This window comes from Stenotrophomonas sp. 71799_Sma, from assembly GCF_056482505.1.
Genome location: NZ_CM151202.1, coordinates 3,940,623 through 3,964,707, shown reverse-complemented (window position 1 = coordinate 3,964,707; position 24,085 = coordinate 3,940,623). Strand labels below are relative to the sequence as shown.

The following is a 24,085-nucleotide window of genomic DNA, read 5'->3' as shown; positions in this document are numbered from 1 at the left end:
GAGGCTCATCATGAAGAAACTGCTGTTCTGCCTGTTGCCGTTGAGCGCACTGCTGGCCCCGCCGGCACAGGCCAATCTGTCGATTCATCCGATGCGTGCAGCAGTGGATGCCAAGCACGGCACGAAGATCCGCGTGTACTCGCAATCCACGCGACCGCAGTACGTGCAGGCGCGGCTGCTGCGCATCAACAACCCGGCGCAGGTGGGTGAGGAAGAGATCGAAGTGGAAGCCACCGATGCGGCGATTGCCATTACCCCCGGCAAGTTCGCACTCAGTGGCGGTAGCAATCGCCTGATCCGGGTGATTCCACTGCAGACCGTCGAAAAAGAGGCGGCCTACCGCATCTACTTCGAGGGCGTGAATGGCCCCGACGGCGCGATCCTGGAAGGCGGCGAGCAGGCGGCGCAGGCCAACGTCGGCGTCAGCCTGGTCTGGGGTGCGCTGGTGAACGTCGTGCCTGCCAAGGGCAGCGTGGATCTGAAACTGCAGGGCAACACCCTGCGCAACACCGGCACGTTGCGTGTAGGCATTACCGGTGCGTCCGAGTGCAATGCCAGCGGCGTATGTACGCCGCGCGAGCTGTCGAAAAGCCTCTACCCCGACGCCGCGCTGACCTTGCCGTTCCAGCTCCAGCCGGGCAACACCCTGCAGTTGCAGTACCGCCTGTCGAACGACGGCTATCGCGATCACGTAACGACCCTGGCGCCGAGAGCCTGACCTTCTATTGCCCCGTGCACGCGCGGGGCTTCATTTCCCTTGTCCTGTTAAGGAAAGACCATGAACAAAATCTATCGTCGTATCTGGAATCACGCTAAGCAATGCTGGGTCGTGGCGAGCGAATCGGCCACCGTTAGGGGTAAGAGAGCGGGTTCCCTGATTGATTGTCGAAAGGCGGCTCTATTGGTTCTCCTGGCGATGGGAGGCGCTGCCGGGAACGCGAGCGCTGGTACGGATATCGGTTGTTCGTGGTCGGACGCCGCTGATCTTCGACGCTGCCTTCCGTTCGCAGGACATTGGAATCCGCGTTTAACAAACGGATATGCCGATATTGGCTCCGGGGCTGAAAACGCGTTGGCGATCGGAGCGGGGGCTCGGATATATGGGAGTGATTCATTTGCCTTCGGGCAAGGCGCCACTATCATGAAGCGCAATAGCGTTGCGTTTGGCTACAATGCTCAGACCCATGATGTGGATAGCATCGCTATTGGATTCCGGGCAAAAACGGGAAGCAATGGAGGGCATAACCTCGCTGTCGGAACCAATGCATTTGCCGATTACATCGGCGCTACAGCGCTGGGGAACGGCTCAAAAGCGCAAGGCGAGAACACTGTCGCAATCGGGAGTGGGGCGTCTGCAACTTCGTCAAATTCGGTGGCCATTGGCGCCAACTCAGTAGCTAGTGCTGGCAATACTGTCTCAGTGGGGAGCAGTAGCACGAAGCGGCGGATCGTAAACGTTGCACCGGGTGGTGTGTCCTCCGGTAGCGCAGATGCGGTGACCGGTGGTCAGCTGTACGACACGAATCAGGCGGTGAGTGCCGCACGTGGTCGGGCGGATTCGGCATATGCAGTTGCAAATGGGGCCCAGACTACGGCCAATACGGCCAAAACCAATGCCGACAGTGCGCTGAGCAAGGTGAACACGCTGAGTGGGCTGTTGAGTCAAACCTCCACGTCTGGGAATGTCCGCCTGGGCGGCAGCAACAGCGGCACAGTGCTGGTTGTCCGCAACAGCGCGAGCGCCAATCGTAAGATCACCGGTGTCGCGGATGCCACACTGAGTACGACAAGCACTGAGGCCGTGTCGGGCAAGCAGCTTCATGCCACCAATGCCAAGCTGGGAGTCGTCGAGAAGACCGCAGATGCTGCGAAAGTAGACGTGGCAGCGGTACGGACCATCGCGCAGGCGGCCGCGAATCGGATCGACGCCGCGACTCTGGCCTTGGGCAAGGGAGCTACCGCAGAGAACGGCAGCTACGGCATCAGCACCGCACTGGGCAACAACGCAAAGGCTTACAACGGTCGCAGCGTGGCGCTTGGCGACGACGCACGCGCTGGTGTGGATGCGGACGGTAACAAGGTGGCCAACCAGAACGCGGGTGTCTCGGTCGGCGCCGGAACCCGCAGCGCCAACGGCGCCGTTGCAACCGGCTTCCGTGCGAACGCAAGCGGCAACTTCTCCATTGCCGTAGGCGGCGACGCCAAGGCCGAGGCAGAGCACGCTACGGCGGTTGGCTATCTGAGCAAGGCAGGCGCCAGCCAGGCCACCGCACTGGGGCGTGGCAGTGAGGCGACGGCGCAATTCGCCAGCGCACTGGGCAATCTGGCCAAGGCTACCAACACCAGCTCCGTGGCGCTGGGTGACCGCGCTCAGGCCACGCATGAGAATGCCGTTGCGCTGGGTGCAGGTGCAGTGACCGCTTCGGCCAATTCGGTATCGGTTGGCAGCGCCAGCAGGAAGCGGAAGATCCAGTACATCGCCGATGGCGTAGTGGGGGCCGGCAGCACGGATGCAATCACCGGTAACCAGCTTCATGCCACCAACCAGGCCGTGACCAAGGCCCAGACAGCAGCAGACGGCGCGACCACCACTGCCAATGCCGCAAAGGTGGAATCGGGCAAGGCACTGGCCGAGACGGTGGTGCTGGGTGGCCTGGTCAACCAGACCGCTGCCAATGGCAGTGTTCGTCTGGGCCAGAAGAACAGTGGCACGCAGCTGGATGTGCGCAACAGCGCCAATGCGAACCGCAGGATTATGGGCGTCGCCGATGGGGCCATCAGCGCGACCAGCAACGAGGCCGTGACCGGCAAGCAGCTCCATGAAACCAACGCGAACGTGACTGCGGCCCAGACGGCAGCCACCGCGGCGAAGGTCAGTGCGGATAAGGCGTTGGCTGAAACCGGAGTGCTGAGTGGTCTTGTCGGTCAAGTCGCTGTCAACGGCAACGTTCGTGTTGGCGAGAAGAACAGCGGCACCGTGCTGGATGTGCGCAACAGCGCGAATGCAAATCGGAAGCTGACCGGCGTGGCCGATGGTGCGGTCAGCGCCAGCAGCTATGAGGCCGTCAACGGCAGGCAGCTCAACGCCACCAATGACAAGGTGGCGACGGTGGAGGGCATTGCCAGGTCTGCGGGCACGGAAGCTGCCGCGGCAAAAACGGATGCAGCCAAGGCGCTGACCGAGACAGCGGCGCTGGGTGGGTTGGTGGCGCAGGTATCTGCGACTGGCAGTGTACGGCTGGGTGAGAAGAACAGCGGCACCGTACTGGATGTGCGCAACAGCATCAATGCCAATAGGAAGATTAGTGGTGTGGCGGATGGAGCCATCGACGCGAGCAGTGTAGAGGCAGTTTCGGGGCGTCAGCTTCATGCGACGAACAGTAGAATTGCGTCATTGGAAGATATCGCCCAGTACGTTGGCATTGGCGCGGATTCGTTTAGCCAGCGTGCTGAAGCTGGGGTGCTGGGTGTTGCGATCGGAGATTCAGCGCGGGCACTAGAAGAGGGGGCCACTGCTATCGGTGCACTCTCTTCTGCCTTGGGGGTCAACTCGGTTGCAGTTGGACGAGGTGCCACCGTGTCAGTTGCTGCATTGAATGGGTTTGCTTTGGGCGCCGGCGCACATGTGGCTTCGACCAACGGCGTTGCAATTGGTGCAAGTTCAAGGGTTCATGTGGGTGCCGAAGGGTCGTTGGCACTGGGCGCGGGATCGGAAGCTACTGAGGCAGGAACTGTGTCTTTTGGCAGTGCTGGAACCGAACGCCGGATGGTGAACATCGCCCGAGGCACCGCCGACCACAACGCCACCACCGTCTCCCAGCTCAAGGATTCCCTCGCCACACTCGGCGGCGGCGCAGGCATGGATGCCAACGGCAAGATCGTTGGCCCGATATACACGGTGCAGGGCGGAACGCAGAACACCGTCGAGGATGCACTGATGGCACTTGATGGCGCCGTCATCACCGCCGGCCGTCGCGCAGACAAGGTGGAAGGTCAGCTCAGCTCGATCTTCCAGGATTCACCTTCGGCCCGTGCCGACGGCACGAGGCAGATTGCGCTGAATGGCGTGAATGGCATGGTGCTGACCAATCTTGCCGACGGCCGAGTGGCGCCAGGAAGCCGTGATGCCGTAACGGGCAACCAGCTGTACGCCGCAGAGCAGAAGATCTCGCAGAATCGGAATGATCTGGAGGCAATGCGCAAGGAGCGGGAGATGGGGCAGCAGGCAATGCGAGAGATGGATGCAAACGGCCCGATCGACTTCGGTGGTGCGCGTTTGACTGGTGTGGCCGAGGCGAAGCTGTCGGCTGACAGTTCGGATGTTGTACGCGGCAGTCAGCTCTACGAGACCAATGAAAAGCTGCAGAAGCTGTCGGCCTCGTCGCGATTTGTTGCTGTCGGCGACCAAGGGCCTGGGCAGGCAGCGAAGGCGGGACCAGTAGGGGTTGCGATTGGTGATTCCGCTGAGGCTTCTTTGCTCAGTGAGGGGGCGGTTGCCATTGGGAGCTACGCGAAGGCCGCCGGAAAGAACTCAGTGGCGCTCGGCAGGGCTGCCTATGTTGATGCGACGGCTGAGCATGGCTTTGCTTTCGGCGTCTATTCGTCTGTCCATGAGGCAAACGGTATCGCAATCGGTGTTGGCAGCACGGTGATGCGGGGCGCAAGCTATGGCGTTGCTATCGGTGTCGGTTCTGTTGCAGATGAAGCTGGTACTGTTGCCTTTGGTTCTGGAACGCTACAGCGCCGTCTCGTAAACATCGCCAACGGCACTGCCAATCACAATGCCGCCACCGTCGGCCAGCTGCGCGGTGCACTTTCCGCCCTCGGCGGCGAGGTGGATGCGAACGGCAACATCGTCGGCCCGAGCTTCAACGTCCAGGGCCAGGCACAGTCCACGTTGAACGGCGCACTGCAAGCGCTGGATGGTGCGGTCGTTACCAACACCTCGCGCGTGGACAAGGTCGAAACCCGGCTCCGCTCCGTCTTCCAGGACACTCCCTCGGTCCGCGCCGACGGTGTCAGCCAGCTCACCCTCGCCGGCGCCAACGGCATGGTCATCTCCAACGTGGCCAACGGCCTGATCGCGGCCGGTAGTCGCGATGCGGTCAACGGTGGCCAGCTGCATTCGATGCAGCAGCAGCTCAACGGCCGCATGGACGGTCTGGAGCAGCGCATCGACGATGCCCCGGCGCCACGTGCACTGGCGTCATCCTCGGTGCCGAAGCCGCAGACCGAAGACACCCCAGTGGCACCGGAAGGCAAGGACTCCCAGCAGGTCGCCTCGGTAGGCGAGGGCGACAAGCCCGCACCGCAGCCGAAGGCCAAGCAGGACGAATCGCCGAAGCCGCAGGTGGACACCGCTGAGCTGGAGAAGATGCTGGCCCGCGCCAACGAGTACACCGATGGGGCGATCAGCAACGTCGAGCGCCGCCTGGACAAGATGGACAAGCGCTTCAACCGCATGGCCGCGATGAGCAGTGCGCAGACGGCGATGGCGATGAACACCGCCGGCCTGGCCACCTACAACCGCCTCGGTGCGGGCGTGGGCTACAGCGAGGGTGAGTCGGCGATGGCGGTGGGCTACCAGCGCGTGCTCAACGAGAAGGGCTCGGCCACCTTCAGCCTCAATGGTGCGTTCACCAACAGCGGTGAGCGCAGCATGGGCGTCGGCGTGGGCATCGGCTGGTAAGCCATGGAGCCCCGGCGTGACGCGCGTAATCCACCCCGTCGCGCCGGGGTCCTCGCCCAGGAGATGGCGATGTACAGATGGGTAAAGGGAATCATCAGCTATCGCACGTTCTATATCTGGCGGGCGCGCTATCGCTACTACACGCGGAACCTGGATCTGTGGACGCTGATGAGCGGGCTGTGCATCGCCGGTCTGTTGCTGGTGCTGTGGTACATGTGGCGGATGCTGAGCGTGCCGACGCCGCGCGTGCACCCGGAGACAGCGGCGCTGCGCATCGAGGGTGTCACCAGGGAGGCGATCCATCGCATCGTGCTGGTACGCCACGCGGGCAGCACGCCGGGTGCCCCGTTCACTACGCCGGAGGAGGTGCGGGCAAGCACGCTGCGCACGATGCGGGTACGGCAGGTGATGGACAGCGAAGTGGTGTGGCGGCTGAAAGCCGACATGCTGGCGGACATTGCTGACTACATCACGGCCACAGGCGGGTGCTTCCCCTACGATTGCCGGCGGGTGCTGGATCGGCTGGACTACGTGCGCCAGGCCGGTGTGGAGAATGCGCAGATCAACGCGGCGCTGGCGACGATCCTGGAGGTGTCGTTGGACCAGATGCCGTCGTTGGAGGCAGACGAGCATGAGCGGGTGAAGAGTGGTTGGTCGGATGGGTTCAACGACATCTACTACCAGTCCTGGGTGTTGCGGGACCTGCAGGCCATGCACGCACAGATGATGCGGGAGTATCCGCAGCGTGCCCCCGTACCGTGGTTGCCGCGGCTGCTCAGCGACCCGCTGCGCGATACCCGTTTTGTCTGGTAGCGGGAGCAAGATGGGCATCATCTGCCAGAGCAGGTAACACCGCTTTTGTAGAGTCGAGCTTGCTCGACTGCTCTCCGCTCAGCCATCGAAATGCCCGAAGCACAGTGCGGACCAGCGGTCCGCACCTACCAAACACGGGTGCAGCGCCCCTGTAGAGTCGAGCCATGCTCGACTGCTCTTCGGTCAGCCATCGAAATGCCCGAAGCACAGTGCGGACCAACGGTCCGCACCCACCCAAGGCAGGCACCGCTGCGCTCGCCGGCCATGGACCGGCGCTACCGTCACCCGCCGATGTACGCGGTGATCTCCGCCTCGGCCAGCACCTGCCGTAACTGCGCCACCGACGCGCGTCGCATCGGCTTCTCATCCACCGGTGACAGCGGTGCCTGGCGCAGGGCGTCGTAGGGCAGCACGGCCAGGTCGAAAGTCAGCTCTTCGGCACTGAACACCCACACCGGCACGTCCAGGCAGCGTTCGCGGTCCATGCGCAGGCGGCGTGTTCGCGATTCGGCGGGGATGCCGTGTTCGTCCAGGAAGCGGTGCACGGCTTCCGGGTCGTCACTGTGCAGGTGCAGCTGCACGGGGCTGTTGGCGTCGGCGGTGCCGTCCAGTACGGGACCGGCCAGGCGCGGGGAGAAGCCGTGCAGGAACTCCAGGGCACGCATCGCGGCTTCACGGCGGCGCTGCAGTTCGTTGCCGTGCTGGGGCCCGGAGAACAGCCGCTGGTACTCGCGCAGGGCGTCTTCGATCTCGGTATTGCGGGGCAGGGAGGCATCGTCGTGGATGCCGAGCCGGCTGGCGGCCTTCAACTTGGCCTGGTGGTAGTCGCGGATGCCGCCTTCGGCCATCAGGCGGGCGGCTTCGTGGGCGAGGCGGTGGCGCCGCTCGCGGGTCTGGCTGGCAGCATGCTGACGGGCGCGATGCATGCGATGACTCCCTGTTGCGACCTGGCTACAGACTAGCGCACGGATGTGACATCTGCGTGGGTATGGCGGATGCAACCGCTTTGGTGGGTGCCGACCTTGGTCGGCACGGGGCGCCAACCGAGGTTGGCATCTGCCGGGGCGGCATCGGTGCCGACCAAGGTTGGCCCCACCCACGCTTTGGTAGATGCCGACCTTGGTCGGCACGGGGCGCCAACCGAGGTTGGCGGCTACCAGGGCAGCATCGGTGCCAACCAAGGTTGGCAGCTACCAGAGCCGCATCGGCGCCAACCAAGGTTGGCATCTACCAGAGCGGCACCCACCGCACCCTTCCTCAGAAGATATCGAACGCGGCGGCGTCGGCCTGCGGGGTATTGAGGTTCAGGTCGTAGTCGGTCAGGCGGTCCATGTCCTCCACCTTCACCCACTCGGTGGCGCCGTTGAGGGTGGCCTGGACCATGCCGCTGGGCGGTTCGTTCTGCGCGATCGGGGTGTCCTTCAGCGCGGTGCGCATGTAGTCGATCCAGATCGGCAGCGCGGCCTTGCCACCGTATTCGCGGTAACCCAGCGAACGGAAGTCGTCGCGGCCCACCCACACGGTGGTCACGTACGGGCCGCCGAAGCCGGAGAACCAGGCGTCACGGTGGTCGTTGGTGGAGCCGGTCTTGCCGCCCACGTCCTCGCGGCCGAGCACCTTGGCCTGGGCACCGGTACCGCGCTGGACCACGTCGCGCATCATCGACACCAGCTGGTAGGCGGTGCGGGCGTCGATCGCGCGCGGGGCGGTGCGGGCATCGGGGTTGACCGGCGCGGCCGGGGTCTCGGTCTTGGCTTCGGCCTTGGCGGCAGCAGCCGGGTCCACCTTCGGGGCCGGGGCACCGAAGTTGAAGCCGTCCACCACCTGGTTGACCGGCTGGTCGCTGCTGCCGGCGCAGTCGCGGCAAGCCAGTGCCGGGTTTTCCTTGAACACCAGGTTGCCGTCGCGGTCGTTCACCTGGTCGATCAGCCACGTATCCACGCGCGAGCCGCCGTTGGCGAACACGGCGTAGCCACGGGCCACCGACAACGGGGTCAGCGAGGCGGTACCCAGCGACATCGACAGGTTCGGCGGCAGTTCCGATTCGGCAAAGCCGAACTCGCTGATGTACTTGCGCGCGTAGTCCACGCCCATGCCATCGAGCAGGCGCACCGAGACCAGGTTGCGCGACTGCACCAGCGCCTCACGCAGGCGCATCGGGCCGCGGAAGCCGCCACCGTCGTTCTGCGGGGCCCAGGTCTTGCCGCGGCGGTCGCGGAACACGACCGGGGCGTCGAGCACGATCGAGGCCGGGTTGTAGCCCTTGTCGAAGGCGGCCGCGTAGACGAACGGCTTGAAGCTTGAACCCGGCTGGCGACGGGCCTGGGTGGCGCGGTTGAACTTGTTGCCGGAGAAGCTGAAGCCACCGACCAGCGCCTTCAGTGCGCCGTTGTGGGCATCCAGCGAGACCAGTGCGGACTGGCCGCGCGGGATCTGGTCCAGCAGCCACTCACCTTCCTTGGCACCGGCGCGCACGCGCACGATGTCGCCGCGCTGCACCAGCTTGCCCGGGGTCTTGTTGGTCCACTTGGCGGCGCCGGCCGGCAGCACGATCTCGCTGCGGTTTGCCAGCACCACCGTTGCGCTGCCATCGGCACCGGTGCTGGCGACGATGGCCGGCAGCAGGCCGGCCTGGCCGTACATGCCACGCAGGTGCTCGGCCAGGGCAGCGGCGTCTTCGCCGGCACCCACCTGCACCTGCTTCTCCACGCCGTGCCAGCCGTGGCGGTGGTCGTACAGCAGCAGGCCGTCGCGCACCGACTGGTTGGCGGCGGTCTGCAGGGTGGCATCGATGGTGGTGGTGACGTGGTAACCCTTGTTGACCACATCGCCGCCGAAGCGGGCGATCATTTCCTGGCGCACCAGCTCGGCCACGTAGGGGGCATCGACCTGCACCGGCGGCTCATGCGCGGTGGCGTGCATCGGCACGGCCTTGGCCGCATCGGCCTCGGCCTGGCTGACGAACTTCAGGTCGGCCATGCGCTGCAGCACGTAGTTGTCGCGGCGCTGGCGGGCACGTTCCGGGTTGGAGATCGGGTTGCCCGAAGACGGGAACTTGGGGATGCCGGCCAGCGAGGCCATTTCATCCAGGTCCAGCTCGTTCAGCTTCTTGCCGTAGTAGAACTCGGCGGCGGCGGCCACGCCGTAGGCGCGGTTGCCGAAGAAACTCTTGTTCAGGTACAGCTCGAAGATCTCGTCCTTGCTCAGCTCGGACTCGATCTTCCGCGCCAGCAGGATCTCGGCCAGCTTGCGGGTGTAGCTGTACTCGGAACTGAGGAAGAACTGGCGGGCCACCTGCTGGGTGATGGTGGAGCCACCCGGCACGCGCTTGTCGTTGGTGGTGGCCAGCAGCCAAACCGCACGGCCGATGCCCATGTAGTCCACACCGCCATGCTCGTAGAAGCGGGCATCCTCGGTGGCCAGGAACGCCTGCTTCAGGCGCTCGGGCACGTCCTTCATGGTGATGGGGGTACGGCGGGTCTCGCCGAACACCGCCATCAGCTTGCCGTCGGCGGCATAGACGTACATGGGCTCCTGCATTTCCACGTCGCGCAGGGTCTGCACGTCGGGAAGCTTGGAGGACACGGCGTAGTACAGACCGCCCACGGCGGCCGCGCCGATCAGCGCCAGGACCAGGACAATCAGGAAGATCCAGCGCAGCCAGCGGCGGAGTCGAGTCATCGGGTTCAGATTCCGATTGCGAATTTCGTGGTCGCAGAGTATAGATTACGCAAGGTGGCGGCTGGGGTCGGCACCGGGGAGCGCAAGGGGAACAGTCAGGGGCTGCATGGTGAATCCGTGAGGGACTTCACAGCAGGGCCGTTGCCATTTGCTAAGAATACGTTATTAATGCTCGGGCGCAGGTCTTGCGTCCAAGTGCCCGTCGGCAGGGGAGAAACCGTGGGGCTCATCCCAAAAAGTCAGTCGCCGCTTGTAGGCGTCGACATCAGTTCGACTGCGGTAAAGCTTTTGCAGCTGTCCCGCAGTGGCAATCGTTTTCGTGTGGAACATTACGCTGTGGAACCTCTTCCGCCGAATGCGGTGGTGGAGAAGAACATCGTGGAAGTGGAGGCCGTGGGTGAGGCCATCCGCCGTGCGATGAACCGCTCGGGGAGCAAGGCCAAGCTGGCCGCTGCCGCCGTCGCCGGTTCGGCGGTGATCACCAAGGTGATCCCGATGCCGGCCGAGCTCGACGAGAACGACATGGAAGCCCAGATCGAGCTGGAAGCGGTCAACTACATTCCGTATCCGATCGAGGAAGTGAACCTGGACTTCGAGGTGATCGGGGCGATCCCGAACAACCCGGAGATGGTCCAGGTGCTGCTGGCCGCGTCGCGTTCGGAGAACGTGGAACTGCGCCAGTCGGCGCTGGAGCTGGGTGGCCTGCAGGCCAAGGTGATGGACGTGGAGGCCTTCGCGGTCGAGAACGCCTATGCCCTGGTCGCCAGCGAGCTGCCGGTATCCATCGAGGGTGTGGTCGCGCTGGTCGACATCGGCGCCACCATGACCACCCTCAATGTCCTGCGCGGCGGCCGCAGCCTGTACAGCCGCGAACAGGTGTTCGGTGGCAAGCAGCTGACCGACGAGATCATGCGCCGCTACGGCCTGAGCTACGAGGAAGCCGGACTGGCCAAGCGCCAGGGCGGGCTGCCGGAAAGCTACGAGATGGAAGTGCTGGAGCCGTTCAAGGAAGCCACGGTCCAGCAGATCAGCCGCCTGCTGCAGTTCTTCTATGCAGGCAGCGAGTTCAACCGCGTTGATCACATCGTGCTGGCCGGCGGCTGCGCCGTGCTGGGCGGTCTGCCGGAAATGGTCGAGGAACAGCTGGGCGTGCCGACCGTGGTCGCCAACCCGCTGGCACAGATGACCCTGGGGCCGAAGGTGAACGCGCATGCGCTGGCCCAGGATGCCCCCGCGCTGATGATCGCAACCGGTCTGGCGCTGAGGAGCTTCGACTGATGGCACGCATCAATCTATTGCCCTGGCGCGCCGAACGGCGCAAGCAACGCCAGCGCGAGTTCTACGCAATGCTGGGCATGGCCGCGATCGGTGGCCTGCTGCTGTCGCTGGTGATCTGGTTCTACTACGACCGCCAGGTGAGCGGCCAGATGGACCGTAACGCCTATCTGGAAGCCGAGATCGAGAAGGTCAAGGAACAGAACAAGGAGATCGACCGCCTCGACGCGCAGAAGGAACGCCTGCTGGCCCGCAAGAAGGTGATCGAGGAACTGCAGGCCAAGCGCTCGCAGATGGTGCACCTGTTCGATGCGCTGGTGCGCACGATTCCCGATGGCCTGGTGCTGACCGCGCTGAAGCAGGAAGGCGACGTGCTGACCCTGGAAGGCCGTACCCAGTCCAATGCCCGTGTTTCGGCTTACATGCGCAACCTGGAGACCTCCGGTTGGATGACCAACCCGGAACTGTCGATCATCGAAGCGCGTGATCCCGAGAAGGACAAGGACGGCAAGGTGGGCCCGCTGGCCGACATCAAGGCGCTGCCCTATGTGTTCGTGGTCAAGGTGAAGCTGCCGGCACAGAGTGAGGAAGTGGCCGGTACGCCAGGCCTCAACGCCGATGGTTCGGTGGCAGCGCCGGCTCCGCCCACAGTGGCACCGCTTGCAGCCGGCCCGGATGCAGCGGCACCTGCTGCACCGGCTGCACCCGCACCCGCCGCCGCGCCGGTCAACGCACCTGCTGCCACCCCGGCCCCGGCCACGCCGAACCAGCCGGCAGCCCCGGCTGCAAAGCCTGCGCCGAAGCCCGAGGGCAGCCGCCTGGCGCAGCCGCCGCAGGCCTTCAACGCCCCGCTGCAGGGGGATCGCGCATGAGCCAGAAAATCGATCTGAAGAACCTGGATTTCAACGACATCGGCAACTGGCCGCAGAAGGCCAAGATCGTCTTCTGCTCGCTGTTGGCGCTGGTGATCATGTTCGTGGCGTGGATGCTGCTGATCAGTGGCAAGCGCGAGGAACTGGCCGGCCTGGAATCGAAGGAAGTCGAGCTGCGTTCGGAGTTCACCAAGCAGCAGGAGCGTGCGGTGAACCTGGCGCCGCTGAAGCAGCAGCTGGCACAGATGGAACAGGTGCTGCAGCAGATGCTGCGGCAGCTGCCCAGCAAGACCGAAATGCCGGACCTGATCATCGACATCTCGCAGACCGCGCTGTCCAGCGGCCTGACCAACGAGCTGTTCGAGCCGGAACAGGAGCAGGTCAAGGAGTTCTACGCCGAGAAGCCGATCAAGCTGCGCATGGTGGGCAGTTACCACCAGTTCGGTGCCTTCGTCAGTGGCGTGGCGTCGCTGCCGCGCGTGGTCATCCTGACCATGCACGACATCAACCTCAAGCCCAAGGACAAGACCAGCGGCAACGCCCGCAGTGGTGCGCTGGAGCTGTCCGGCACGGTCAAGACCTATCGCTATCTGGATGAGACCGAGGTGCAGGCACAGCAGGCGGCTGACGCCGGCAAGGAGGAGAAGAAGTGATCCGTTCCCTCTTTGCGCGTTGTGGGATGGCTGCCGTCGTGCTGATGCTGGCCGCATGCGGCCGCGATGTGACCAGCACGCCGGGTGATGCGCCGAATCTTGAAAAGTGGGTGGAAGGCGAGCGTGCGCGACCGGCACAGCCGCTGGAGCCGCTGCCGGTGATGCAGCAGTTCGAAACCTTCGAATACTCCGCACAGGGTCTGCGCGACCCGTTCACCGATGCCTGGACCAATCCGCAGCAGGGGAATGGCGGATTGCGTCCGGATCCGAACCGGCGCAAGGAGCCGCTGGAAGGCTTCCCGCTGGACGCACTGGACATGGTCGGCACCATCGGCACCGGAGCCGCCACCGTGGCGCTGGTGATGGGGCCGGACAAGGTGACCTACCGGGTACGCCCGGGCGGCTACCTGGGACAGAGCGACGGGCGGGTCACGGCGGTCTTCGAAGACCACGTGGAGCTGATCGAACTGGTGCCGGATGGCGCGGGTGGCTGGCTGGAACGGCCGGCAACGCTCTCGCTTGAAGATCAATGATCGTTTACTGGGGATAGCACGATGACCTTTCACCAAGCCAAGGGGCTGCGTCCCATCCGGCGCTTTACCTTGAACCGTGTCAGCGCGTTGGGAGTCGCGCTGATGCTGGCCTGCGCTCCGGCGCTGGCCGCCGCACCGGCGGAAAAGCCGGTGGGCGCCACCGTGGCACCGGCGGCAGCGCCGGCCGGCCTGTCGGTGGCCAAGATCGATTTCAAGCGCGGCGATGATGGCGCCGGGCGCCTGATCGTCCAGTTCGACGGCCAGGGCGCGGTTCCGGACCTGCGTACGCAGGGCAACAGCGTGGTGGTCGATGTCGGTAACGCCCGACTGCCGGCCAACCTGCAGAAGCCGATGAACGTCATCGACTTCGCCACGCCGGTGCAGCGCATCGACGCCAAGCCGTCCGGTGCCGGTACCCAGCTGGTGCTGAGCACCGGCGGAGCGGTCGAATCACTGGCCTACCAGAGCGGCAACGAATACGTGGTGGAGATCAGCCCGCGGCAGGCGCCGGCCGCCGTCGGTGCAGTCACCGCCGGCAGCGTCACCCAGGCTGCCAAGGCCGTCGGCCAGCGCGGTTTCACCGGCAAGCCGGTGACCTTCAACTTCCAGGACGTGCCGGTGCGCACCGTGCTGCAGCTGATCGCCGAGGAATCCAATCTCAACGTGGTGGCCTCCGATTCGGTACAGGGCAATGTGACCCTGCGCCTGGTCAACGTGCCGTGGGACCAGGCACTGGACATCGTGCTGCGTGCCAAGGGCCTGGACAAACGTCGCGATGGCAGCGTGATCTGGGTCGCTCCGCAGGCTGAGCTGGCCAAGTTCGAGCAGGAGAAGGAAGACGCGCGCATCGCCATCGAGAACCGCGAAGACCTGGTCACCGATTACGTCCAGATCAACTACCACAGCGCCACGCAGATCTTCAAAGCGCTGACCGAGGCCAAGGGCATCGGTGGTGGCAGTGGTGGCGGCAATGGCGGTGGTGGCGGCTCGTCGCAGGAGGAGAGTGGCTTCCTGTCCGGGCGGGGCCGCATCGTCGCCGACGAGCGCACCAACACGCTGATGATCAGCGACATTCCGAAGAAGATCGCGCGCATGCGCGAGCTGATCAGTGTGATCGACCGCCCGGTCGACCAGGTGCTGATCGAAAGCCGCATCGTCATCGCGACCGACACCTTCGCCCGCGAGCTGGGTGCGAAGTTCGGCATCAGCGGCAGCCGCGACAACGTGTACTTCAGCGGCAGCCTCGCTGCCAACGAGGAAACCCGCAAGTCGCAGGTCGATACCGCACTGGCCAACGCCAAGGCGGTCCGTGAGTGGCAGGCCGGTGGCAGCGTCGGCCCGGCGCCGATTCCCAGCGGCCCGACCATCAAGCGTGGCCTGAACTGGAACCTGCCGGTGGCTACGGCCAGCAATCCGGGTTCGCTGGCGCTGTCGATCCTCAACGCAGGCTACCTGCTGGACGTGGAGCTGTCGGCCATGCAGGAAGAGTCGCGGGGTGAGGTGATCTCCAACCCGCGCGTGGTCACCACCAACCAGCGCGAGGCGATGATCAAGCAGGGCAAGGAAATCGGCTACGTCACCATCAGTGGCACCGGTGCTGCCGGTGGCGCCGGTTCCACCCCGAACGTGCAGTTCAAGGAAGTGGTGCTGGAACTGCGGGTGACCCCGACCATCACCAACGACAACCGCGTGTTCCTCAACATGCAGGTGAAGAAGGACGAAGTTGACCGCCTGATCGAACTGCAGGGCTACGGCACGGTACCGTCGATCAACCGCCGTGAGGTCAACACCGCGGTGCTGGTCGAGGATGGGCAGACCGTGGTCATCGGTGGTGTGTACGAGTTCACCGACCGCAGCAGCATCAGCAAGGTGCCGTTCCTGGGCGACGTGCCGTTCCTGGGCAACCTGTTCAAGAAGCGCGGCCGCAACAAGGACAAGGCCGAGCTGCTGGTGTTCGTGACCCCGAAGGTGCTGCGCGTGGCCAAGCAGAACTGAGCCCGCGCCTCCGCGAAACGCAGAAGGGCCGCCCTGCGCGGCCCTTCTGCGTTTCCGCCCGTAGATCCACGCCGCCCATGTCCAGTAGATCCACGCCATGCGTGGATGGGTCGTTCAGCCGTTCTTGATGCCATTCGCAGGGCACCCTGCGATGATGTCGGGAACCCGTGCCGTCCCGCGCCGGTCAAAGGCCCCCATGAACCTGCCACCGCCGATGCCCGAAACCGTCTCGCCGCCGTCCGCGCCGGCCACTTCCCGCCTGCATGCCACTTTCAGCCAGCTGCGCGACGCATTGTCGGCCGAGATCGTCGGCCAGGCCGCGCTGGTCGAACGCCTGCTGATCGCGCTGCTGGCCGATGGCCACCTGCTGGTGGAAGGCGCTCCGGGCCTGGCCAAGACCACGGCGATCCGCGCGCTGGCCTCGCGCCTGGAGGCCGACTTCGCCCGCGTGCAGTTCACCCCGGACCTGCTGCCGGCCGACCTGACCGGCACCGAAATCTGGCGCCCGCAGGAAGGGCGCTTCGAATTCGTACCCGGCCCGATCTTCCATCCGATCCTGCTGGCCGACGAAATCAACCGCGCGCCGGCCAAGGTGCAGTCGGCACTGCTGGAAGCGATGGGCGAGCGCCAGGTCACCGTGGGCCGCCACACCTACGCGCTGCCGCCGCTGTTCCTGGTGATGGCCACGCAGAACCCGATCGAGCAGGAAGGCACCTTCCCGCTGCCGGAAGCGCAGTTGGACCGTTTCCTGATGCATGTGCGCATCGGCTACCCGGACCAGGCCGCCGAATCGGAGATCCTGCGCCTGGCTCGCGAGCGCGCCCGTGGTGCGTTGGGCGAAGCCGCACAAGCGCCGGAAAAGCTGCCGATGCAGGATGTGTTCGATGCCCGCCGCGAAGTGCTGGACCTGCACATGGCGCCGGCGCTGGAACGCTACCTGATCGAGCTGGTGCTGGCCTCGCGTGATCCGTCGCGCTATGACGCTGGCCTTGGCCGCCGCATTGCATGGGGCGCCAGCCCGCGCGGTTCCATCGCGCTGGAACGCTGTGCGCGCGCGCGCGCCTGGCTGGCCGGCCGCGATTTCGTCACCCCCGATGACGTGCGTGCGGTTGCTGCCGACGTGCTGCGCCATCGCGTGCTGCCCAGCTACGAAGCCACCGCTGAAGGCTGGGATGGTGAGCGCCTGGTGCAGGAGCTGCTGGCCCGGGTGCCGGCACCCTGAGCCTGCGCATGACCGATCCATCCCTGCACCACGCCTCCTCCGTCAGTGACGGTGACGGGCTGCGCCCGCAACTGTCCGAACTGGTGGCGCTGCGCCGCCTTGCACAGCGACCGCCGCCGCCACGCCGTGGCCGCGCCGGCAACGCCGGGCAGGCGCCGTCGCCGCTGCGCGGGCGTGGCATGGAATATGCGGAGTCACGCGAGTACGTGGCCGGTGATGATGCACGGCATATCGACTGGCGGGTGACCGCGCGTACCGGACGTGCCCATACCAAGCTGTTCCAGGCCGAACGCGAGCGGGTCAGCCTGATCGTGGCCGATACCTCGCCGGCCCTGTACTTCGGCACCCGCGTGCGCTTCAAATCGGTGCAGGCTGCACGCGCGGGCGCTGTCGCCGCGTGGTCGGCGCAGCGTCGTGGCGATCGCATCGGCGCCCTGCGTGGCAGCGACCGTGAACCACCGATTGCACCGGCAGGCGGCCCGCGCGGCGTATTGCGCGTGCTGGACGCGCTCACCCGCTGGTATGCGCAGCCCCCGGCCGATGACCTTGGCCTGGAACGTGCGCTGGACCATGCCGGTCGCGTCCTGCGCCCGGGTGCACGTGTGCTGGTGCTGGCCGATCCGCAGCAGGCCATCTGTATTCCGCCGGCGCGCTGGAGTGCGCTGGCCCAGCACCACGACCTCAGCCTGGTGCTGCTGGTGGATCCATTGGAACTGCAGCCTCCGTCGGCCGCGCTGCAGTTCCAGACCCTGCAGCAGCGCGTCGGCCTCGACCTGCGACGCAGCGAGGTCCAGGCCCATTGGCAGGCGCATTTCGTTGAACCGCTGCAGGACCTGCGGCGCCAGCTGGGAGCGCGCCGCGTCGATGTGCAGGTGCTGTCCACCGACGCGCCCAGTGATGCCTGGCTGGCGCCATCCCCGACCGAGGTGCCGGCATGAGCGCGAACCTGCCGCTGCGCGATGTGCAGGTGCCACCCGCTCCATCATGGTGGCCGCCGGCACCGGGCTATCTGATGATCGGCGGCGTGGTGCTGCTGTTGCTGGTGGTGGCGGCCTTCTTCTGGTGGCGGCGTCGCCGTCGCCGCCAACGCTGGTTGCAGCTGTTCGATCAGGAGCTGGCATCCACCGCCGATGCTGCTGCGGAACTGGCAGCCATCGCCGGACTGCTGCGTCGCGCCGCACGCCAGGCGCAGCCCGGCAGTGAATCCCTGCGCGATGACGCCTGGTGGCAGCGCGTGGATCCGAAAGGCACGCTGCCCGCGGCACGTCGCAGTCTGCTGGCGGAAGGCGCCTATCGCCCACGGGTGGACGCCAACGATGTGGCGGCGCTGCGCAGCTGGGCGCGCGAGCGCTATCTGGCCATGCTGCTGGAGCGGCGCCGATGAATCTGCTGGCAAGTTACTGGCCATGGCCGGATCTGCAGCTGGCGTGGCCGTTGGCCCTGCTGGCGCTGCCGTTGCCGTTGCTGATGCGCTGGTGGAAGCGTCGTGCCGATCCCGGTGCTGCGCTGCGGGTGCCCTATGCGGCGACGGAACTGGAAGCGCTGGCCGGTGGCGGCCGCGTTGATGTGTCGTGGCTGCGCACGCTGCTGTTGTGGCTGGGTTGGTGCGCGCTGTGCGTCGCACTGGCTCGCCCGCAACAGCTGGGTGAAGCGATCACGCCGCCGCAGGAGGGCCGGCAGATGATGCTGGCGATGGACGTGTCCGGCAGCATGGGCGAGGGCGACATGGTGCTGGGCGGGCAGGCGGTGGATCGCCTGACCGCGGCCAAGGCCGTGCTGGCCGATTTCCTTGATCGTCGTGCCGGTGATCGCATCGGCCTGCTGATCTTCGGCGACCGCGCCTACACGCTGACGCCGCTTACGGCCGATCTGGCCAGCGTGCGCGACCAGCTGCGCGACAGCGTGGTCGGCCTGGCCGGGCGCGAGACCGCCATCGGTGATGCCATCGGCCTGGCGGTGAAGCGCCTGCGCAGCCAGCCTGAAGGCCAGCGCGTGCTGATTCTGCTGACCGACGGCGTCAGCAATGCCGGCGTGCTGGAACCGCTGCGTGCCGCCGAAGTCGCGCGTGCCGAGGGCGTGCGTATCCACACCGTCGCCTTTGGCGGTGATGGCAGCATGCGCCTGTTCGGTATTCCCATTTCCGCCGACCAGGATCCGGTCGACGAGGCCACGTTGAAGAAGATTGCCAGCATGACGGGTGGCCAGTTCTTCCGCGCCCGCGACACTGCACAGCTGGCCGGCATCTACGCCGAACTGGACCGGCTGGAGCCGATCGCTGCGAAGGGGCCGAGCCTGCGTCCGCGCGAAGAGCGTTATGCCTGGCCGTTGGGCCTGGCGTTGCTGCTGGGCGCATTGGCCTGGCTGTGGCCGGAGCGCCGTCGATGATCGCGTTGGCTTCGAATCTTCCCGACTGGAACGCGCTGCACTTCCTGCGTCCGGAATGGCTGTGGGCGTTGCTGGCGCTGCCGTTGATCATCGCTGTGACGTTGTATCGGCAGCGGCGCAGCGACGTGTGGCGAACAGCGGTGGATGCCCACCTGTTGCCGCATCTGCTGGCTGCGGGCACGCGCCGCCGTGCACGCCTGCCCTGGGCCGTGCTGCTGGGCTGGACCCTGGCAGCGCTGGCCATGGCCGGGCCGAGTTGGCGGCAGCAGGCACAACCGATGTTCCAGGCCAGCGCACCGCTGCTGGTCGTGCTGGATCTGTCCAGCCGGATCAATGCCACCGATCTGCCGCCGTCGCGCCTGCTGCAGGCTCGGGCGAAAGTGGGCGAGCTGCTGCGTGCCCGCCAGGGGGGGCAGGTGGGGCTGGTGGTCTATGCCGAGGATGCCTACACCGTGGCACCTTTGACCGACGACGGCAGCAACGTCGCGCTGTATCTGGACGCGCTGTCGCCGGATGTGATGCCGCGCGACGGACAACGCGCCGACCGTGGAATCGACTGGGCGACGCGGTTGATGCGCCAGATCGGGGCATTGCGGGGGCAGATCCTGCTGGTCAGCGATCAGGCGGATGATGAAGCGGCACTGGCCGCAGCGCAGGCGCGCAGCCTCGGCATGCAGGTGTCGGTACTGGGGCTGGGCACATCTGCCGGTGCGGCGTACCGGGATGGCACTGGGCAGATCCGCCAGGCCGCGCTGGATGAAGGCAGCCTGCGTGCGGTGGCGACCGCAGGCGGAGGCCGCTATGCCCGCATCGCCACCGATGACAGTGACCTGCGTGCGCTGGGCGTACTTGATGCACGCGAAGGTACTGCAGCGCAGCGGCCCGGCGAGGGCAAGCAATGGCGTGATGAAGGGTTCTGGTTGCTGCCACCGGTGATGCTGCTGGCGCTGTTGGCCTTCCGACGCCGCGCGCTGCTGGCGGCGGTGCTGGCGGTGGGCCTGCTGCCATGGATGAGTGATGTGCAGGCGCAGGCGCCCGCGGTGCCTGCCGCACCGCCGGCGCAGGGCACGCTGTGGAAGCGCGCCGACCAGGTGCAGCACCAGCGTCTGGCCGAAGGTGCGCAGGCTTACCGCAACGGTGATTTCGCCAGTGCCCGCAAGCAGTTCGAGGGAATCGACAGCGATGCGGGCTGGTACAACCTGGCCAATGCGCTGGCCCGCCAGGGCAACTACGACGAAGCCATTGCCGCCTACGACCGCGCGCTGGCACTGCATCCCGGCATGGCCGATGCGGTCGCCAACCGTGCCGTGGTCGATGCCGCGCGCAAGCGCAAGCAGTCGGGTGGCAAAGGCCAGGATCAGCAGAAGCCACCGCAGAACGGGCAGCAGAAGCAGCAGAACGATTCACAGGGCCAGCAGAATCCGCAGGGCCAGCAGCCGCAGCAGGGCCAGCAGAATCCCGGTCAGGGACAGCCACAGTCGGGTCAGCAGGGCCAGCCCAATCCCGGTGACGACAAGAACCAGTCGAGCCCGCAGCCCGGCGAGCGAGGCCGCGATGGACAGCAGGCGCCACCACAGGTGGAGGATGCCAAAGCGCAGGCCCAGGCTGATGAGCAGCAGCGCCAGCGCATGCAGCAGGCCATTCAGCAGGCACGTGAGGGCAAAGGCGATCAGGATGGCAAGCCCGTGCCAGGCAGCGACGGCACCACCCCACGCCAACGCGAGGAGCAGCAGGCGGTGGAGGCGTGGATGCGGCGCGTGCCGGATGATCCGGGCGCATTGCTGCGGGCCAAGTTCCAGCTGGAAAACGAACGCAGGAAGAGGGAAGGGCGATGATGCGGGCGATCAACATGCACGGGCACTGGCCCCGACAGGTACTGGCGGCGCTGCTGCTGTGGCTGCCGCTGCTGGCCTGGGCGCAGCCGCGTGCGTGGCTGGACCGCGACCGCATCGCGATGGGTGACACGGTCACGCTCAATGTCGAGAGCGACCAGGGCGCCCCTGACTTCACACCGTTGCGCACCGACTTCGACCTCAGCGGGCAGACCAGCAGCCGCCAGGTAGCGTGGAGCAATGGCAGCATGCAGCAGCGCAATCTGTATGGGGTGGCACTCACGCCACGGCGTAGCGGTGCACTGGTGGTGCCGGGCCTGCAGGTGGGCAGCGTACGCACCGCACCGTTGACCCTGCAGGTGGATGCCGCTGCCGTGGCCGGTCCCGACAGCAATGCGGTGGCGTTCATCGAAACCGCTGTCGATGACGAGACACCGTATGTGCAGCAGAGCGTAGGCGTGGTGGTGCGGTTGTATTTCGCCTCGCAGCTGGCCTCCGGCGAACTGGTGCTGGATACACCGGCCGGCGCGTCGTTGCAGCGGGTGGGCGATGACCGCACCGATGTGCGACAGGTCAGCGGCCGCCGCTACAACGTGGTCGAGCGGCGCTTCCTGCTGATCCCCGAGCGCAGCGGTGCACTTCGGCTGGCCGGTGCGCGCTTCAGCGGGCGCAGTGCCGGTGGCTTCTTCGACGATTTCTTCGGCGGCGGCGACGGGCGCATGAATGCCACCGGCGCCGATCGCACGTTGCAGGTGCAGGCGCAACCGGCACAGGCGCCGCAGCCATGGCTGCCGCTGCAGGGCCTGCAGCTGCGCTACACCAGTGCACCGACCAGCGCCCGTACCGGCGAGGCGGCCAACGTGGTGGTGGAGGCGATTGCCGAAGGCGCTACCCGCGCGCAGTTCACCGATCTGCCGGTGCCCGACGTCGGCAACGCGGCGCAGGTGTTCGCAGAACCTGCGCAGTACGAAGAGACCTTCAATGGCAGTACGCCGCGGCTGAAGATCACCCGCCGCTATTCGATCGTGCCGCGCCAGCCGGGTTCGCTGGTGGTGCCGGGGCCGCGCCTGCCGTGGTGGGACGTGCGCAATGGCAAGGCACAGGAAGCGAAGCTGCCGGACCTGACGCTGGCCGTGGTGGCCGGTAACGGGGCTGGCAGTGCGTCACCTGCACCGCTGCCGCCGATCGACACCGATGCGGCGCTGCCGGATGGCGATGGCCAGGACAGCCGTATCGCGGCGACCGATCCGCGCGCCAGTGGTTTGTCCGAGCGTCCGTGGCCGTGGATGGGCGCCGCCATCGGCCTGGCGTTGCTGTGGCTGTTGACGCTGTTGTGGGGCTGGCAGCGAGGCCGTCGCCCGCGCGTGGCGGCACCCGTGGCGGCCAAGGGCGCTGTGCCGGCTGTGGCGACTGGACGTGCCGGCGTGGCCGAACTGCGCCGCGCGCTGGATGGTGAAGGGTTTGATCAGGTGGAAGCGCAGCTGTGTGCGATGGCCGGTGTCGAACGTATCGAGCAGGTCATCACGCGGCTCGATGACCCGGCCCAGCGCCAGGTGCTGCAGGAACTGCAGCAGGCCCGATGGGGCGGGCAGGGTGATCTTGCGCCGCTGCGCACGCGCCTGCGCGAGGTCTTCCGTGACGGACCGCACTGGTCGGCGGCAGCAAAGACCGCTGACACTGGCCTGGCGCCGCTGTATCCGCCGCGGCGAACCTGAACCGGCGCCGCTTGCGCGCTTTGTTAGAGTGCATTCATTTTTCGAGGAAACCCGCGCATGACAGCAGCTGCTGCCGACAAGAAGAAGTTGCCCCTGCATTGGAAGATGGGCATCGGCTTTGCGATCGGCCTGATCCTGGGACTGATCGTGCACGCCCTGGGCGGCAGCGTCGATGGTCTGCAGGCCGGTGCCAAGTGGGTAATGGACTACATCACCACCCCGGCTTCGGGCCTGTTCCTCAACCTGATCTTCATGCTGATCGTGCCGCTGATCTTCTCGGCGCTGATCATGGGTGTGTCGGAGATGGGCGACATCCGCGCCCTTGGCCGCATCGGCTGGAAGACCCTGGCCTATACCGTGCTGCTGTCCGGCATTGCCGTGGGCATCGGGCTGGTGCTGGTGAACCTGCTCAAGCCGGGTGTCGGCGTCGACCCGCAGGTCGCTGCGATGATGCTGTCGGAGAACGCCGAGCGCAGCAAGGAGATTGTCGCGGGCATCCACGGCACGCCGAAGGGCATGGACATGCTGCTGTCGATCGTGCCGAGCAACGTGCTGCAGGCCGCGTCTGACAACGGCGCGATCCTGTCGCTGATGTTCTTCGCGCTGATGTTCGGCATCGGCATGGTGCTGACCGACAACGAGAAGGTCGCGCCGCTGCGCCGCGCCATCGAAGGCGTGTTCGAAATTTCGATGACCCTGATCAACCTGGTCATCCGCCTGGCCCCGTATGCGGTGGCCTGCTTCATGTTCAACCTGGCCGCGCTGTTCGGCTTCGAGCTGATCGTCCGCCTCGGTGCCTACGTGGGCGTGGTGGTGCTGGCACTCGGCCTGCACATGGTGGTGAGCTACGGTACGGCCGTATGGCTGTCCGGTCGTTCGCCGCTGTCGTTCTTCCGCGATACCCAGGAAGCGACGGTGATGGCGTTCTCCACCGCCTCCAGCAACGCCACCCTGCCGACCGCGCTGCGCGTGGCCGACCAGATGGGCCTGCCGCAGCGCGTGTCGCGCTTCGTGCTGACCGTGGGCGCCACCGCCAACCAGAACGGCACCGCGCTGTTCGAGGGCGTGACGGTGATCTTCCTGGCCCAGTTCTTCGGCGTGGACCTGAGCATCGGCCAGCAGATCATGGTGATGGCGGTCTGCATCCTCGGTGGCATCGGCACGGCCGGCGTGCCGTCAGGCTCGCTGCCGGTGGTGGCGATGATCTGCGCGATGGTGGGCGTGAACCCGTTGGGCATCGGCCTGATCCTGGGCGTGAACCACTTCCTGGACATGTGCCGTACCGCGCTGAACGTGACCGGCGACCTGGCCCTGACCACCCTGGTGGCCAAGGGCGAATCGCACGATGGCCCGGCGCTGGGCCCGCAGCAGGACTGAGTCCGGATTCCCGTCCCCGGACTCCGGGGACGGGTAGTGCCGG

General features: G+C 66.1%; 17 protein-coding genes. 15 read left to right on the top strand and 2 right to left on the bottom strand.

What is annotated here, in order from left to right; translation table 11 throughout:
* Positions 1-10: 10 nt before the first annotated feature.
* From ACZK4Z_RS18355 to ACZK4Z_RS18345, 3 genes are all read left to right on the top strand, one after another.
* Entirely contained in the window at positions 11-718 is a 708-nt protein-coding gene (locus tag ACZK4Z_RS18355) for a pilus assembly protein (RefSeq protein ID WP_478450978.1), read from the top strand.
* A gap of 60 nt (positions 719-778) precedes the next feature.
* Positions 779-5,689 (top strand): ESPR-type extended signal peptide-containing protein, encoded by a 4,911-nt coding sequence (locus ACZK4Z_RS18350; RefSeq protein ID WP_478450977.1) that lies wholly within the window; start codon positions 779-781, stop codon positions 5,687-5,689.
* 69 nt (positions 5,690-5,758) lie between these two features.
* Entirely contained in the window at positions 5,759-6,502 is a 744-nt protein-coding gene (locus tag ACZK4Z_RS18345; protein ID WP_478450976.1) for a hypothetical protein, read from the top strand.
* A 281-nt stretch (positions 6,503-6,783) separates the two neighbouring features.
* Here ACZK4Z_RS18345 and ACZK4Z_RS18340 read toward each other — a convergent pair whose 3' ends face one another.
* Together ACZK4Z_RS18340 and ACZK4Z_RS18335 are read right to left on the bottom strand one after the other, a co-directional pair.
* Complete coding sequence (locus ACZK4Z_RS18340; protein WP_010484059.1) at positions 6,784-7,428, bottom strand: hypothetical protein; 645 nt, start codon at positions 7,426-7,428, stop codon at positions 6,784-6,786.
* Between the two features lie 331 nt (positions 7,429-7,759).
* Positions 7,760-10,183 carry a penicillin-binding protein 1A gene (locus tag ACZK4Z_RS18335; RefSeq protein ID WP_071229171.1) on the bottom strand — a complete coding sequence of 808 codons (2,424 nt, stop codon included), beginning with the start codon at positions 10,181-10,183 and terminating at the stop codon, positions 7,760-7,762.
* A 219-nt stretch (positions 10,184-10,402) separates the two neighbouring features.
* Here ACZK4Z_RS18335 and ACZK4Z_RS18330 point away from each other — a divergent pair, with 219 nt between their 5' ends.
* The 12 genes from ACZK4Z_RS18330 (at position 10,403) to ACZK4Z_RS18275 (ending at position 24,042) form a co-directional block, all read left to right on the top strand.
* Complete coding sequence (locus ACZK4Z_RS18330) at positions 10,403-11,461, top strand: pilus assembly protein PilM (RefSeq protein ID WP_010484061.1); 1,059 nt, start codon at positions 10,403-10,405, stop codon at positions 11,459-11,461.
* On the top strand, positions 11,461-12,330 hold the full coding sequence (locus ACZK4Z_RS18325) for a PilN domain-containing protein (RefSeq protein ID WP_125894111.1): 870 nt from the start codon (positions 11,461-11,463) through the stop codon (positions 12,328-12,330). The genes ACZK4Z_RS18330 and ACZK4Z_RS18325 overlap by 1 nt, the downstream gene beginning before the upstream one ends.
* Positions 12,327-12,983, top strand: coding sequence for a type IV pilus inner membrane component PilO (locus ACZK4Z_RS18320; RefSeq protein ID WP_049400744.1), 657 nt, complete (start codon positions 12,327-12,329; stop codon positions 12,981-12,983). Before ACZK4Z_RS18325 ends, ACZK4Z_RS18320 begins: the two co-directional genes overlap by 4 nt.
* A 26-nt stretch (positions 12,984-13,009) precedes the next feature.
* Positions 13,010-13,516 (top strand): pilus assembly protein PilP, encoded by a 507-nt coding sequence (locus tag ACZK4Z_RS18315; RefSeq protein WP_010484064.1) that lies wholly within the window; start codon positions 13,010-13,012, stop codon positions 13,514-13,516.
* Positions 13,517-13,537: 21 nt separating this feature from the next.
* Entirely contained in the window at positions 13,538-15,511 is a 1,974-nt protein-coding gene (locus tag ACZK4Z_RS18310) for a type IV pilus secretin PilQ (RefSeq protein ID WP_049422631.1), read from the top strand.
* A gap of 196 nt (positions 15,512-15,707) precedes the next feature.
* A complete protein-coding gene (locus tag ACZK4Z_RS18305; protein ID WP_125894113.1) occupies positions 15,708-16,733 on the top strand; it encodes an AAA family ATPase in 1,026 nt (341 codons plus the stop codon).
* 8 nt (positions 16,734-16,741) lie between these two features.
* On the top strand, positions 16,742-17,671 hold the full coding sequence (locus tag ACZK4Z_RS18300; RefSeq protein ID WP_478450975.1) for a DUF58 domain-containing protein: 930 nt from the start codon (positions 16,742-16,744) through the stop codon (positions 17,669-17,671).
* Entirely contained in the window at positions 17,668-18,117 is a 450-nt protein-coding gene (locus ACZK4Z_RS18295) for a DUF4381 family protein (protein WP_180838616.1), read from the top strand. The genes ACZK4Z_RS18300 and ACZK4Z_RS18295 overlap by 4 nt, the downstream gene beginning before the upstream one ends.
* Positions 18,114-19,118, top strand: a complete 1,005-nt coding sequence (locus tag ACZK4Z_RS18290; protein ID WP_197616969.1) for a vWA domain-containing protein — start codon at positions 18,114-18,116, stop codon at positions 19,116-19,118. The genes ACZK4Z_RS18295 and ACZK4Z_RS18290 overlap by 4 nt, the downstream gene beginning before the upstream one ends.
* Positions 19,115-20,953 (top strand): tetratricopeptide repeat protein, encoded by a 1,839-nt coding sequence (locus ACZK4Z_RS18285; RefSeq protein WP_478450974.1) that lies wholly within the window; start codon positions 19,115-19,117, stop codon positions 20,951-20,953. The genes ACZK4Z_RS18290 and ACZK4Z_RS18285 overlap by 4 nt, the downstream gene beginning before the upstream one ends.
* Positions 20,950-22,665 carry a BatD family protein gene (locus ACZK4Z_RS18280; RefSeq protein ID WP_478450973.1) on the top strand — a complete coding sequence of 572 codons (1,716 nt, stop codon included), beginning with the start codon at positions 20,950-20,952 and terminating at the stop codon, positions 22,663-22,665. The genes ACZK4Z_RS18285 and ACZK4Z_RS18280 overlap by 4 nt, the downstream gene beginning before the upstream one ends.
* A gap of 57 nt (positions 22,666-22,722) precedes the next feature.
* Positions 22,723-24,042 carry a dicarboxylate/amino acid:cation symporter gene (locus tag ACZK4Z_RS18275; RefSeq protein WP_049400752.1) on the top strand — a complete coding sequence of 440 codons (1,320 nt, stop codon included), beginning with the start codon at positions 22,723-22,725 and terminating at the stop codon, positions 24,040-24,042.
* Positions 24,043-24,085: the final 43 nt, after the last annotated feature.